The following is a 13,923-nucleotide window of genomic DNA, read 5'->3' as shown; positions in this document are numbered from 1 at the left end:
AAAAATGATTTCGATGGGTCGTTAGCTCAGTCGGTAGAGCAGTTGACTTTTAATCAATTGGTCGCTGGTTCGAATCCAGCACGACCCACCATCATTTCAGTCATATCCCAGGTCGTTTAGCTCAGCTGGGAGAGCACCTCCCTTACAAGGAGGGGGTCACTGGTTCGAGCCCAGTAACGACCACCATATTGAAAAGCCCGCAGCGATGCGGGCTTTTTCGTTTCCGTCTCCCATCAGGTTCGCAGTCGATCCAGCTCGCTTGCCAGGGTGGTGGCCGCCTGTTCCAGTGCCTCGCTCAGGCGCTGGCTGGCATTGGCCTCTTGTCCCAGGGTGGTGGCGGCGTCACCGATGCGCATCAGGTTCTGGTTGATGGTGTCGCTCACGGCACTCTGCTGCTCGGCGGCGGTCGCCACCTGGCTGATGTGATCATGGATCTGCTGGATCTGGGTGACCAACTGATTGAGTGCCTCGAAGGCCTGCTCCGTGCCTTCAACCGTGCTCACCGAGCGGGCGATCCCCGTGCTCATCAACTGCTGGCTACTGGTGACCTCGGTTTGCAGGCTGCCGATGAGCTGCCCTATCTCGTCGGTGGATGAGCGGGTCTTGTTGGCCAGCGCCCTCACCTCGTCCGCCACGACGGCAAAACCCCTGCCCATGTCGCCGGCCCGCGCCGCCTCGATGGCTGCGTTGAGGGCCAGCAGATTGGTCTGTTCGGCAATGGCCCGGATCACATCGAGGATGTGGCTGATATTGGTGCTGCGCTGGGCGACCTGGGCGACCGCCTTGTCGGCCTGATGCATGTCCTCGACCAGGGTATGGATCTCGCTGCGGGCCCTGCTCAATGTCTGCTGGGCCGTGCTGACATGGTGGGTCGCCGCTTCTGACTCCTGCGCCGCCTGTTCCGCATAGCCCGCCACGCTGACTGCCGTGGTGCTCATCTCGTGCATGGCGCTGACCACGCTCTCCAGCTCCAGGCTCTGATCATCCAGGCTGCTGCGCATGGCATCGGCCGTCTGCTTCATGCCCCTGGCCTGCTGATGCACCTGTTGCCCAATCTGCTTGCTGCCCTGCACCATGGCCCTCAGCTTGCCGAGGAAGGCATTGAGATGCCTGCCCAGCTCGATGAGCTCCTGGTGGGTGTCGATACGCATCTGCTGGGTCAGGTCGCCTTCATTGCTGGCGAGGTGGGAGACGTGGCGGCTGATGAGGGAGAGGGGCGCCGTGATGGTCTGGATGAACCAGACAAGCAGGCCCAGGGCCACCAGGGTGATGACAACGATGGCAACCAGCTGCTGCTGCTGGGTCGCCTGCAACAGGCTGCCGAGCTGCTGGCTGATGGTGTTGGCCTGGCTGAGGGCGAGGGCCTTGGGCACCTTGATCATCAGCCACCACTGGTTGTCGGCAGCCTCGATCCGTATGGGCTGCTGCAGGATGAAATCGCTGTCGGTATCGGCGGGGTGTCCATTCGGGGCAACCAGTCCGGCCTCTGTCAGGGGGCGCCCCAGTTTGTCCGAATGGCGGTTGCTGCCGACGATGAAGCCCATCTTGCTGACCAGGGTGACCTCGGCCTGGTTGTCATAGAGGCTCTTGCCTAGGTGCTCGGCCAGTTGCTGGAAGATGGGCAGGTTCATGTCGACCCCGGTGATCCCGGCAAACTTGCCATCCTTGAGGACGGGCACCGTCAGGCTGGTCATCAGCATCTTCTGGCCAGGGCTTATCTCGTAGAGGTAGGGTTCCATCAGACAGGGGCGACGAGTCTCGCGACCGCAGAGATACCACTCGCTGTTGCGAATGCCGAATTCATTGCGCGAGGTGTCGAACTTGGCGTCACTGGTGGCGGCATCTATGGTCTGCTGCGCGATGTTTCCGTTCTGTTCCCGGGTGAAGTAGACCTCGAGACTGCCCTTGCCGGCAACTGAATGGCTGGCGCCCGTCTGCCAGTCGGCGTCCTGTCCGTCGTAACCGTTGGGTTCGAACTGGGCGTAGATGGAGCTGATCCCGTTTGCCTGGCGCAGGCGGCTGCCAAGCAGGAGCTCCACTTGCTGGCGGCTCAGCCGCTGGTCCGGCTGGGCCATGCTTCCTTCAAGCTGCGCCGCCATACCGAGCGGTATCTGATAGGCCTGCTGCAACTGGTCTTCGATCTGCACGGCATACCGCTCTGCCTGGAATTGCAGGGAACGGGAAACCTCCTGCTCCAGGGCGCCACGGGTCTGCGCCATGATGTCATCGCGCAGGCCGTTCAGCGAGGAGGACTGTATCCATGTCATGGCGACGCCACTGGCGAGAAAAAGTCCCAGCGTGAGCAACAACAGCTTGGTCTTGAGCGAACGTTGTTTCATTCGACAACTCCTTTTGGCAAGAATGACAACGATATGGTCGGAGCGGATCCTGACAGTTGTACTGTACTGGATTTGTTGATGGGTTTGTGCACGGCTTCTGGTTATAATTTTGGCCTTCCCGAGCGTTGATGGAACAGTCGCAATGAGCAATGCACTGAGCAGTATTCCGCCGGTAGTCGAGATGGACTACCCCTTCCCGGCCAAACCACAGCCCCTGACTCCCGAGCAGAAGGCGACCCTGATCGCCGAGATCAAGGTGCTGCTGCAGGCGCGCCAGGCCGTGCTGGTTGCCCATTACTACACGGATCCCGAGATCCAGGCCCTGGCAGAAGCCACCGGTGGCTTCGTGGGTGACTCCCTGGAGATGGCCCGCTTCGGTCGCGACCATGCAGCCCAGACCCTGATCGTGGCTGGTGTGCGCTTCATGGGAGAGACCTCCAAGATCCTGAGCCCCCACAAGCGGGTGCTGATGCCGACGCTGGAGGCCGAGTGCTCCCTCGATCTGGGTTGTCCCATCGACCAGTTCTCCGCCTTCTGCGATGCCCACCCCGATCACATCGTGGTGGTCTATGCCAATACCTCGGCAGCGGTGAAAGCTCGGGCCGACTGGGTGGTCACCTCCAGCATTGCGCTGGAGATCGTCGAACATCTGGACAGTCAGGGTCACAAGATCATCTGGGGCCCGGACAGACACCTCGGCGCCTATATCGAGAAGAAGACAGGGGCCGAGATGCTGCGCTGGCAGGGTCACTGCATCGTGCACGACGAGTTCAAGGCCAAGGCGCTGCGCGAGCTCAAGGCCCAGAACCCGGATGCCGCCGTGCTGGTGCACCCGGAGTCCCCGGCCTCCGTCATCGAGCTGGCGGATGCAGTGGGTTCCACCAGCCAGCTCATCAAGGCCGCCAAAGAGCTGCCCCAGCAGAAACTGATCGTGGCGACCGATCGCGGCATCTTCTACAAGATGCAGCAGGCCTGCCCGGAGAAAGAGATGGTGGAAGCGCCCACTGGTGGTGATGGTGCCACCTGCCGCAGCTGCGCCCACTGCCCCTGGATGGCGATGAACGGCCTGGTGGCCATCAAGGAGGCCCTGACCGACGGCGCCGAGCGTCACGAGATCCATGTGGATGAGGCACTGCGTCTCAAAGCGCTTGTCCCGCTCGACCGCATGCTGGATTTCGCCGCCGAGCTCAAGCTCAAGACCCAGGGCAACGCCTGACTGACGCTGATGGCAAGATGCAAAGAGGGCTCCCGCAGGAGCCCTCTTTATTTGTCCGTCATCTGTATCGTCAGATGATGACGGTGGAGAAGCTGTGCTCCTCGTCGGGCGGGACGGTGATCCCGTCCTCGGCGGTGATGGCCGCCTCGACACAGAGCATTGTGCGATAACCGTCGTCACTCATGTCGGCCATGGCGCTGGCCCCTTCCTGCCAGGGGGTCCAGACCACCACGCTGTCGTGGTTGCCGTTGACCACCCGGGTGGTGCGCTCACCATCCTGCACGCTGACCATGGCATCGGGCTGGCGGTAGATGCGATCCATGGCTGCGGTGACGGTCAGCGCTCCCTGTTGCAGTTCGTTTCGGCCGGTCAGCTTGTCCAGATAGGGTTTGCCGAGGCCGGTCACGGTCACCGCTTCCGGCGCACTGATCTGCAGGTAGGTGTGCAGGGCGGCATTGTAGGTGAGCGCTGACTTGCCGGTGTTGCGGGTGGTCAGCACCAGGGAAAGCTCCTTGCCGACCAGTACGTCCAGCTCCAGCTCGAAGGCATGGGGCCAGAGTGTCCTGCTGGCATCGTTGTCACGCAGGGAGAGGTGGACGAGTGTGCCATCCCCGTGATCGGAGACCCCATCCAGCGTCCACAGGCAGTTGCGTGCGAAGCCATGAGCCGGCTTGCCGCTGCCAACGCGAGCGGGGGAGGGGCCGAACCAGGGCCAGCAGAGGGGAATGCCGCCGCGAATGGGCTTGCTGCCATCCAGTATCGCCTTGTCGCTGAGCCAGAGAGAGGCCGGCTCACCATGGCGTTGGTAACGCAGCACATGGGCGCCAAACAGGCTTATCTCGGCCCTGGCGTGCTCATTGTCTATGGTCAGCAGGGGCAGGCCATCCTGGCTCAGGGTGCAGTGGGCAGTCAGCGTACGTGTCGGTGTCATAAAGGCTCCAGTGCTCGGGGACATTCAGAAAGGGTCCGTGATTCAGAATACAAAAAGGCGGCCATTGGCCGCCTTTTTTCAAGCTACGCGATTGCGCATCCCAAATTACTTGGAGATGTGAGCGATCAGGTCCAGAACCTTGCTGGAGTAGCCCATTTCGTTGTCGTACCAGGAGACGACTTTCACGAAGGTCTTGTTCAGCTGGATACCAGCCTTGGCATCGAACACGGAAGTCTGACGCTCACCCAGGAAGTCGGTGGAAACCACTTCGTCTTCGGTGTAGCCCAGCACGCCCTTCATGGCGCCTTCGGAGGCAGCCTTCATGGCCTGGCAGATTTCAGCGTAGGACGCTTCTTTCTTCAGGTTGACGGTCAGGTCAACAACGGACACGTCCGGAGTCGGAACGCGGAAGGCCATGCCGGTCAGCTTGCCGTTCAGTTCCGGGATGACCACGCCAACAGCCTTGGCAGCACCGGTAGAGGACGGGATGATGTTCTGAGCCGCACCGCGGCCACCGCGCCAGTCTTTGGCAGACGGACCATCAACGGTCTTCTGGGTAGCAGTGGTAGCGTGAACGGTGGTCATCAGGCCGGATTCGATACCGAAGGTATCGTTCAGAACCTTGGCGATGGGGGCCAGGCAGTTGGTGGTGCAGGAAGCGTTGGAAACGATGTCCTGGCCAGCGTAGGAATCCTGGTTGACGCCCATGACGAACATCGGGGTAGCGTCTTTGGACGGACCGGTCAGTACGACTTTCTTGGCACCGGCAGCGATGTGCTTGCGAGCGGTTTCGTCGGTCAGGAACAGACCGGTTGCTTCGGCAACAACGTCAACACCGATTTCGCCCCATTTCAGGTTGGCCGGGTCACGTTCAGCGGTAACACGTACGGTTTTGCCGTTGACGATCAGGTTGCCGTCTTTGACTTCAACAGTGCCCTTGAAGCGACCGTGAGTGGAGTCGTACTTCAGCATGTAAGCCATGTAGTCAACGTCGATCAGGTCGTTGATACCAACCACTTCGATGTCAGCACGCTCAGCGGCCAGACGGAAAACGAAACGACCGATACGGCCAAAACCGTTAATACCTACTTTGATAGTCATAATTGGTTACCTAACTGTTCAGTAGTCAAAGAAAATTCCGTTTGTAAATTTACTAGAACTCCCTCGCGAGTCAACCAACAATCTGCGCGAAATTGCGCTATATCATGAAAAACTGTGAAATTTATTTTCGGTTTATGTAACTGGCTACCAACTTTTGTTGAATGCATCATCAGCAAAGTCGGTGGCAGAGAACAACAATAGTGCCTGCCCGGTCACACATCCAGCCGGGGAGATATGTAAAAATGTGCGCGGTTTAGCATGGCCAAAGAGCCACTGTTCAAGTACCAACCATAAAAATTAATCACAAAATAGCGTAGACAGAATCCACAGCGGGAATTCTCAAACTATGACCACCCTGATTGAACAGCTGGCTGCCGCCAAAGGCATTGCCAGTGAGTATGTTGATGCCTGGGGCCAGCCGGCCCTGGTATCGGAAGAGAGCAAGGCCGCCATGCTGGGCGCCATGGGCTACCGCGTCGATGACGAGGCCGCCCTGTCCGAACAGCTTGAGCAGGAGCACCGCCAGCACTGGCTGCGCGCGCTGGATCCCGTGATGGTGGTACGCAGCGGCGACGCCGTTACTCTTGAGGTGCGCCTCCCCATCGAATTCGTCAACGATGCCCTCACCTGGCAGCTCCAGCAGGAGCAGGGTGCAGTGCTGTCCGGTCAACTCACCCCCATCGAGGGTGAGCTGGTCGGGGTGGCCGAGTTCGAGGAGATGGAGTGTCAGGCCTATCGCGTCACCCTGGATGTGCAGCCTGCGCTGGGTTATCACCAGCTCATCCTGCTGGAAGAGGGCAATGACGAGCCGCTGGCCACCATGCGTCTCATCGTCGCCCCCAAGTCCTGCTACAAGCAGGCGCCCATCGCCAATGGTCGCAAGGTGTGGGGCCCGAGCGTCCAGCTCTACTGCCTGCGCAGCCGCCACAACTGGGGCATCGGCGATTTCAGCGATCTCGGCCAGCTGGTTGAGAATGCCGCCGCCTGGGGAGCCCACTTCGTCGGTCTCAACCCCATCCACGCCCTCTATCCGGCGAACCCGGAGAGTGCCAGCCCTTACAGCCCCTCTTCCCGTCGCTGGCTCAACGTCGCCTATATCGACGTGGAAGCGGTGCCCGAATTCCTGGGCAACGATCGCCTGAAAGCGGAAGTGGCGAGCCCGGCCTTCCAGCAGCACCTCACCTCCCTGCGGGTCAAGGACAACGTGGATTACACCGGCGTCATCCAGACCAAGATCGGGATGCTGCGTCAGGTGTTCGACCAGGCCAGCTTCAGCGCTGAGCGTCAGGCTGCGTTCGATGCCTTTGTGGCTGCCGGCGGTGACAGCCTGCAACAGCAGGCAGCGTTTGACGCCCTGCAGGCCCACTTCTATGCCAAGGGCGAGAATGCCTGGGGCTGGCCGGTCTGGCCCGAGGCTCTGCGCGATTACCACAACCCCGAAGTGGCGGCCTGGATGGCCGAGCACCAGCAGGATGTGGCCTTCTATCTCTATCTGCAGTTCCTGGCTGACGAGCAGCTGGCCCGGGCCGATGCCCGCGCCAAGGCCGCCGGCATGGTGATGGGGATCTACCGGGATCTGGCGGTCGGCGTCTCCGAAGGCTCCACCGAGATCTGGGCAAACCGGGATCTCTACTGCCCGAAAGCCTCGGTCGGTGCACCGCCCGACATTCTCGGCCCCCTCGGCCAGAACTGGGGCCTGCCCCCCATGAACCCGAACCAGCTGTTCGAGGCCGCCTACCAGCCCATGGTGGATCTGTTCCGTGCCAACATGCGCTCCTGCGGCGCCCTGCGCATCGACCACGTGATGGCCTTGCTGCGCCTGTGGTGGGTGCCGCCCGGAGAGTCCGCCGCCAAGGGGGCCTACATCTATTACCCGGTGAACGATCTGCTGGGGATCCTGGCCCTAGAGTCCCACCGCAACCAGTGTCTGCTGATCGGTGAGGATCTCGGTACCGTGCCGGAGGGGATCGACGTGACCCTGAAAGAGAACGGCGTCCACTCCTACAAGGTGTTCTTCTTCGAGCGTTCCAAGGACGATGGTGGCTTCATCTCCCCGGCGCACTACGCCGAGCAGGCGATGTCCGCCCTGACCACCCACGACATGCCGACCCTCAAGGGCTTCTGGCACTGCGACGATCTGGCGCTGGGACGCGAACTGGGCCTGTACCCGGATGAAGACGTACTCAAGACCCTGTATGCTGATCGCCACCAGGCCAAGCAGCGGATCCTTGACAGCCTGCATGCTCATGGGGTCATCTCTGGCAATATCAGTCACGACGTGAACTGGGTCGGCATGAATACCGAGCTCAACCACGGTCTGCAACTGCACATGTCCCGCGGCAGCTGTGCCCTGTTCAGCACCCAGCTCGAAGACTGGCTGGAGATGGACAAGCCGGTCAACGTGCCGGGTACCAGCTACGAGTACCCCAACTGGCGTCGCAAGCTCTCCCGGGATCTGGAGGATATCTTCGCCGACGAGGCGCTCAAGAATCTGGCGGGCAAGATGAGCCGGGCCCGTGACGAGGCCAGCCGTTGAGCCTTGAACGCCAACATGTGACTCACTTTCATCCGCTTCGGCTTCGGCCGAAGCGGATGTTCAGCCATCAAAGGAAATGTCGATGCCCGTTGAACGTTTGGTTGCCGCCCGCTGTGCCGATCCCTTCTCCCATCTAGGCCTGCTGGCCAATCCGGATGGGCCAGGCCTGAAACTCACCGCCTGGTTGCCCGATGCACTCGAGGTCCGGGTCAGGGATCTCAAGTCAGGCAAGATAGTTGCCACCCTGACCGCCGCTGACGAAGCGGGCCTCTTTGAAACTGTTTTCACCCGCCGCAAGAATCCCTTCCCCTACCAGCTCATCGCGACCTACGCCGACGCCAGTGCCGACATCATCGATCCCTATCAGTTCCAGGCTGCCGCCTGGGAGGGGCTGGCGGAACTCACCTGGCAACCGGAAAACCTCTACCACACCCTAGGTGCACAACTGCGCACAGTGGAACACCTCGGCCAGCAGGTGGAGGGGGTGCGCTTCGCCGTCTATGCGCCGAGCGCCACCGCGGTGAGCCTCATCGGCGACTTCAACTTCTGGGATGGCCGTCGCCACCCCATGCAGCGCAGCCAGTGCGGTCACTGGGTGCTGTTCGTGCCGGGGCTCAAGGCCGGGGATCGCTACAAGTTCGAGCTCAAAGACCCCATGGGCAACCGGCTGCCCCACAAGAGCGACCCGGTGGGTTTCTACTGCGAGCAGTACCCCTCGTTCGCCTCCGTGGTCTATGACCACGATCAGTACCAGTGGCAGGATGCCGCCTGGCGCGAGAGCCAACGCAACGACAAGCGGGAGCAGCCGCTCTCCATCTACGAGTTGCACGTGGGCTCCTGGAAGCGCCACCCCAACGGCGACAGCCTGAACTGGCGCGAGCTGGCGGTGGAACTGGTGGATTACATCAAGGAGATGGAGTACACCCACATCGAGCTGCTGCCGGTCTCCGAGCACCCGTTCAGCGGCTCCTGGGGCTACCAGCCCGTGGGCATGTTTTCCCCCACCAGCCGCTACGGCAGCGCCGACGACTTCAAATACTTCGTGGACCAGTGCCACCAGGCCGGGATCGGCGTCATCCTCGACTGGGTGCCCGCCCACTTCCCGTCCGACGCCCACGGCCTGGCCCGCTTCGACGGCACCCCGCTCTACGAGTACGAGGATCCGCGCCGTGGCTGGCACCCGGACTGGAACTCCTACATCTATGACTTCGGTCGCGATACCGTGCGCCAGTTCCTGGTGGCGAGCGCCCTGTTCTGGCTCGACAAGTTCCACGTCGACGGCCTGCGGGTGGATGCGGTCGCCTCCATGCTCTATCTGGACTACTCCCGCAACGCCGGCGAGTGGGTGCCGAACGTCGATGGCGGCAACCACAACTACGAGGCGATCAGCCTCTTGAAGTGGACCAACGAGGAGGTGTACGGCAAGTACCCCCATGCCATGACCATCGCCGAGGAGTCCACCGCCTTCGCCGGGGTTTCCCGTCCCACCTTCCTCGGCGGCCTGGGTTTTGGCTTCAAGTGGAATATGGGCTGGATGCACGACACCCTCAGCTACATGCAGAAGGAGCCCATCCACCGCCGTTACCACCACAACGACATGACCTTCTCCATGGTGTACCACTATGACGAGAACTTCATCCTGTCCCTCTCCCACGACGAGGTGGTCCACGGCAAGCACTCCCTGCTCTACAAGATGCCCGGCGACGAGTGGCAGCAGGCCGCGAACCTGCGCGCCTACATGGGCTTCATGTATGCCCACCCCGGCAAGAAGCTGAACTTCATGGGTACCGAGATCGCCCAGAGCAACGAGTGGAACCACGACGCCCAGCTGCCCTGGCACCTGTTGCAGTATCCCAAGCACGGCGGCCAGCAGCGGCTGATCCGGGATCTCAACCACCTCTATCGTCACGAGGCTGCCTTGTATCAGGCCGATTATGAACAGGCCGGCTTCCGCTGGCTGGATCACAACGACGCCGACAACAGCATCTTCGCCTGGCTACGGGCGGACAAGCTGGGGGCGCATCCCCTGATGGTGGCCTGCAACTTCACCCCGGTGCCTCGGGTCGGCTATCGCCTCGGGGTGCCGGCGGCCGGCCACTATCGGGTGGTGCTCAACACCGACAGCGAGCATTACTGGGGCAGCAACTATGATGTGGGTCTGGTCTTCGTCGCCGAGCCGACGCCCTGGCAGGGCATGGCGCACAGCATAGTGCTGGATCTGCCGCCGCTCGCGACCTTGTTCATCAAACAGGAGTCTTGATGTTCGCAATGGAAAACGGGGTGGATCACCCGCTGGGCGCCCGGCTCGACGAGACGGGCTGCCACTTCTGTGTCTGGGCTCCCCAATCGGACAAGGTGGAGCTCTGCCTGTTCGACGACGAGGAGCAGGAGCTGGCGCGTCTCCCCTTGCCCGGTCGGCGCGGCCAGTACTGGTTCGGCCACGTGCGCGGGGTCAAGGCTGGTCAGCGCTATGGCTACCGGGTGCATGGCTCTCCCCAGGAGGGGTTGCTGTTCGACCCGGACAAGCTGCTGATAGACCCCTATGCCCGGGCGCTCAGCCGTCCTACCTACTGGGACGACGCCCTCTACGAGGGGGACAGCGCGGCCATGGTGGGCAAGTCGGTGGTGGTGGACGATGCCTTCGACTGGCAGGGGGTCGGCAAGCCCGGCATCCCGCCGGAGCGGGTCGTGCTCTACGAGACCCACGTCAAAGGGTTCACCCGCCAGCACCCCGGCATCCCCAAGGCGTTGCAGGGCACCTATCTGGGCATCAGCCACCCGCTGATGATCGAGCATCTGCAGGGGCTGGGGGTGACCTCGGTCCAGCTGATGCCGGTGGCGGCCTTCATGTCCGAGCCCAGGCTCGAGCAGCTGGGGCTCACCAACTACTGGGGCTACAACCCCATCGCCTTCTTCGCGCCCGAACCGCGCTACGGGGCGAAGGATGCAGTGACCGAGTTCAAGACCATGGTGCGCGAGCTGCACCGGGCGGGACTCGAGGTGATCCTGGATGTGGTCTACAACCACACCGCCGAGTCGGGCTTCGACGGCCCCATGCTCTCCCTCAAGGGGTTTGACAACGCGGGCTACTACGCCTTCGAGTCGGGGGCCCACGGTCCGGATTACCATCGCCACGCCAACGTCACCGGCTGCGGCAACAGCGTCAATCTGGATCACCCCAATACCCTGCGACTGGTGCTCGATGCCCTGCGCTACTGGGTCACCGAGATGCAGGTGGACGGTTTTCGCTTCGATCTGGCGGTCACCCTGGCGCGGGAGGCGGGGGAGTTCGATCCCATGAGCGCCTTCTTCAAGGCCATGATGGCGGATCCCGTGCTGGCGCGGGTCAGGCTCATCGCCGAACCCTGGGACATCGGCCCCTTCGGCTATCGTCTCGGCCAGTTTCCGAGCCAATGGCTGGAGATCAACGATCGTTACCGCGACACGGTGCGCGCCTTCTGGCGCGGGGATGCGGGCAAGATGGGGGATTTTGCCACCCGTCTGGTGGGCTCGCGGGATCTCTTCCCGAAGAACTGGCGCTCCCCCCACACCAGCGTCAACTACCTCTGCTATCACGACGGGTTCACCCTAGAGGACCTGGTCTCCTACAACCAGCGCCACAACCAGGCCAACGGCGAGGACAACCGGGACGGCCACGGCAACAACCTCTCCAGCAACCACGGGGTGGAGGGGCCGACCCTGGACCCGCGCATCAACAACCTGCGCCAGCAGCAGAAGCGCAACCTCATCGCCACCCTGCTGCTGTCACAGGGAACGCCCCACTTCCTCGCCGGGGACGAGATGGGCCGCAGCCAGCTCGGCAACAACAACGCCTACTGTCAGGACAACCAGATAAGCTGGGTGAACTGGCAACTGCGCCCGGAGGACGAGCGGCTGCTCGCCTTCACCCGCCAGATGATGGCGCTGCGGGCGGAGTCAGGGGTCTTCTCCAACCTGCAACTGAGCGACGACGGCTGGAACGGCAAGGCGACCAGCTGTCACCAGGTGAACTGGTATCACCCGGACGGCCATCAGCTCACCGATCAGGACTGGCACGCCCCCATGGGGCAGGCGTTTGCCATGGACATCGGCATGATCGGCTGCACCGGGGAGCGCTGGTACGTGCTGTTCAACGCCAGCGACTATGACATCCAGTTCCGCCTGCCGCCGCCGGGGGAGGGCATGGAGTGGATCCAGACCATCGACACCGCCACCAACGACGGCCTGCCCTTCCTGCCGGACGACATCAAGCGGCAGGTGGCGGTGGGGCGTGCCCACTCCCTCAAGCTGCTGGAGCGGGTCGCCCTGCCGGCGGCGGTGCTGGCGAGCGAAGGGGTGGTGGCAGCGGATGTTGTCGCCGTGTTGCCAACGGGATCACAGTTCCCGCTGGCGGGGTAGAGCCAGGCGCCCTGACTGGGTATGCTGGGCACCGTTATCAGTGGTGAGGAGCCGGAATGAGCAGTAACAACCCTGAACAGTGGCGCGACAAGCTGAGTGCAGAGCAGTTCCACGTCTGCTGGGAGAAAGGGACCGAGCGTCCCTACAGCGGTGCCCTGCTGCACAACCGCAAGAGCGGCGATTACCACTGCGTCTGCTGCAAGCAGGTGCTGTTCCACTCAGGAGCCAAGTTCGACGCGGGCTGCGGCTGGCCCTCGTTCGACCGGGCCATCGAGGGGACGGTGACCTACACCGAGGACAACAGCCACGGCATGAAGCGGGTGGAGATCACCTGCAGCCAGTGCGGCTCCCACCTCGGCCACGTCTTCCCCGACGGGCCGACCGAGACCGGCCAGCGCTACTGCGTCAACAGCCTGAGCCTGGATTTCGAACCCGACGCCTGATCCCCGACACGACCAGCGGCGCCTCCCTTCGGAGGCGCCGCTTTTTTATCTCCCCCTGTCAGGTGCCGGGCTATGCCAGCGGCAGGTAGATGTCGGTGACCAGCTCATGGGTGGGCACCTCGTGTACAAAGTTGTGGTAGTGGAAGAAGAGCGGAAAATCCCGCAGCTCTTCGCCGCTGGCGGGCAGCCAGTCGCGGTAGAGCGCCCGGGCACAGTCGGCCAGGAGGTCGTGGGAGCCGTGGTGGCGTACCACGGCGCAGCGTCCGGCCGGGATGAGGGCATTCTTCACACCCCACTCATTGTCCTCGGTGACGGGGGCCTCGACGCTGCCACAGAGGGTAAAGCGAAACGCCGCACCCTCCGTCGTGGCGGGGTCGTCCGGCGCCAGGCCATAGGTCCGGCTGGTGGCGACCGGGGAGCCGCCCGTGGCCTTGCGCCACTGGATGAAGCGCGCCGCGGTGTCGTTGATGCGCTCGGGCAGGCCCTGATGGGTCAGGGCGGCGACGGCGGTCTGCGGGAACTGGATGATGTCGACTCGCATGGGGTCAATCCTCTTTGTGGGGGGCCGTGGCAGGCAGCGATGCCAGCTGGCCCAGTCCGGGTGATGCCTGAACTGGCTGGGCGTCAGGCCGAACGTCTGCTTGAAGGCGCGACTGAAAGATTCGCCATGCTGGAAGCCGGCATCGAGGGCGATATCAGTCACCTTGTCCAGAGGTGCGAATGCCAACCGGTAAGAGGCCCGCTTCAGCCGCAGCAGCTGGATGTAACGTCCCAGCGGCACGCCGCAGTAAGCGGCAAATTGCCGATGAAAGTGAAAGGGCGAAAAGTGCGCCACGGCGCTGAGCCGCTCCAGCGACAGGTCGTCGTCGAGATGGCGCTCGATGTGCTCGGTCACCGTTTGAAAGCGTCGGCGGTAGGCCTCTGTCTGGTTGTGATCCATGGTCTCTCCTCTGTGCTGC

The 13,923-nt window shown here is 62.5% G+C and carries 9 protein-coding genes and 2 tRNA genes; 7 read left to right on the top strand and 4 right to left on the bottom strand.

The genetic code is table 11. The annotated features are described in order from the left end of the window. Window positions 1–15: 15 nt before the first annotated feature. Both HKD46_RS14285 and HKD46_RS14280 read left to right on the top strand, forming a co-directional pair. A tRNA-Lys gene (locus HKD46_RS14285) sits at window positions 16–91 on the top strand. A gap of 19 nt (window positions 92–110) precedes the next feature. Further along, window positions 111–186: transfer RNA gene (locus tag HKD46_RS14280), tRNA-Val, on the top strand. 47 nt (window positions 187–233) lie between these two features. Here the strand turns inward: HKD46_RS14280 and HKD46_RS14275 are convergent. Continuing rightward, complete coding sequence (locus tag HKD46_RS14275) at window positions 234–2,339, bottom strand: methyl-accepting chemotaxis protein (RefSeq protein ID WP_171865577.1); 2,106 nt, start codon at window positions 2,337–2,339, stop codon at window positions 234–236. Between the two features lie 142 nt (window positions 2,340–2,481). Between HKD46_RS14275 and nadA the strand changes: the two genes are divergently transcribed. Beyond that, a complete protein-coding gene (gene nadA, locus HKD46_RS14270) occupies window positions 2,482–3,555 on the top strand; it encodes a quinolinate synthase NadA (RefSeq protein ID WP_010672880.1) in 1,074 nt (357 codons plus the stop codon). 70 nt (window positions 3,556–3,625) lie between these two features. On the opposite strand, the gene HKD46_RS14265 is transcribed toward nadA, so the two are convergent. Continuing rightward, on the bottom strand, window positions 3,626–4,486 hold the full coding sequence (locus HKD46_RS14265) for a D-hexose-6-phosphate mutarotase (protein WP_161469972.1): 861 nt from the start codon (window positions 4,484–4,486) through the stop codon (window positions 3,626–3,628). Between the two features lie 105 nt (window positions 4,487–4,591). Continuing rightward, window positions 4,592–5,587, bottom strand: coding sequence for a type I glyceraldehyde-3-phosphate dehydrogenase (gene gap / locus HKD46_RS14260; protein WP_010672882.1), 996 nt, complete (start codon window positions 5,585–5,587; stop codon window positions 4,592–4,594). Between the two features lie 346 nt (window positions 5,588–5,933). On the opposite strand from gap, the gene malQ reads away from it, so the two are divergent. The 4 genes from malQ to msrB all read left to right on the top strand — a co-directional run bounded on the left by malQ (window position 5,934) and on the right by msrB (window position 12,964). Next, window positions 5,934–8,123: a 4-alpha-glucanotransferase gene (malQ, locus tag HKD46_RS14255; protein WP_010672883.1), complete on the top strand. Its 2,190-nt coding sequence runs from the start codon at window positions 5,934–5,936 to the stop codon at window positions 8,121–8,123. Between the two features lie 82 nt (window positions 8,124–8,205). Further along, on the top strand, window positions 8,206–10,383 hold the full coding sequence (gene glgB / locus HKD46_RS14250) for a 1,4-alpha-glucan branching protein GlgB (RefSeq protein WP_171865576.1): 2,178 nt from the start codon (window positions 8,206–8,208) through the stop codon (window positions 10,381–10,383). Further along, window positions 10,383–12,521, top strand: a complete 2,139-nt coding sequence (gene glgX / locus HKD46_RS14245; RefSeq protein WP_171865575.1) for a glycogen debranching protein GlgX — start codon at window positions 10,383–10,385, stop codon at window positions 12,519–12,521. Before glgB ends, glgX begins: the two co-directional genes overlap by 1 nt. A 56-nt stretch (window positions 12,522–12,577) precedes the next feature. Beyond that, complete coding sequence (gene msrB / locus HKD46_RS14240) at window positions 12,578–12,964, top strand: peptide-methionine (R)-S-oxide reductase MsrB (protein ID WP_010672886.1); 387 nt, start codon at window positions 12,578–12,580, stop codon at window positions 12,962–12,964. A 70-nt stretch (window positions 12,965–13,034) separates the two neighbouring features. On the opposite strand, the gene HKD46_RS14235 is transcribed toward msrB, so the two are convergent. Beyond that, the gene (locus tag HKD46_RS14235) at window positions 13,035–13,904 is read right to left on the bottom strand and encodes a GyrI-like domain-containing protein (RefSeq protein ID WP_161469971.1); all 870 of its coding nucleotides are present in this window, start codon (window positions 13,902–13,904) and stop codon (window positions 13,035–13,037) included. Between the last annotated feature and the right edge of the window lie 19 nt (window positions 13,905–13,923).

The organism is Aeromonas sp. TW 6, from assembly GCF_013168745.1.
Classification (GTDB): domain Bacteria; phylum Pseudomonadota; class Gammaproteobacteria; order Enterobacterales; family Aeromonadaceae; genus Aeromonas; species Aeromonas caviae.
Note: the sequence above shows the minus strand (reverse complement) of the source record. Positions and strands in the feature narration are given on the sequence as shown.

Excerpts from the sequence above, each read along its gene's own strand:
- msrB (WP_010672886.1), top strand. The coding sequence starts at position 12,578 with ATGAGCAGTAACAACCCTGAACAGTGGCGCGACAAGCTGAGTGCAGAG.
- glgB (WP_171865576.1), top strand. The coding sequence starts at position 8,206 with ATGCCCGTTGAACGTTTGGTTGCCGCCCGCTGTGCCGATCCCTTCTCC.
- HKD46_RS14265 (WP_161469972.1), bottom strand. The coding sequence starts at position 4,486 with ATGACACCGACACGTACGCTGACTGCCCACTGCACCCTGAGCCAGGAT.
- HKD46_RS14275 (WP_171865577.1), bottom strand. The coding sequence starts at position 2,339 with ATGAAACAACGTTCGCTCAAGACCAAGCTGTTGTTGCTCACGCTGGGA.
- nadA (WP_010672880.1), top strand. The coding sequence starts at position 2,482 with ATGAGCAATGCACTGAGCAGTATTCCGCCGGTAGTCGAGATGGACTAC.
- HKD46_RS14235 (WP_161469971.1), bottom strand. The coding sequence starts at position 13,904 with ATGGATCACAACCAGACAGAGGCCTACCGCCGACGCTTTCAAACGGTG.
- malQ (WP_010672883.1), top strand. The coding sequence starts at position 5,934 with ATGACCACCCTGATTGAACAGCTGGCTGCCGCCAAAGGCATTGCCAGT.
- glgX (WP_171865575.1), top strand. The coding sequence starts at position 10,383 with ATGTTCGCAATGGAAAACGGGGTGGATCACCCGCTGGGCGCCCGGCTC.
- gap (WP_010672882.1), bottom strand. The coding sequence starts at position 5,587 with ATGACTATCAAAGTAGGTATTAACGGTTTTGGCCGTATCGGTCGTTTC.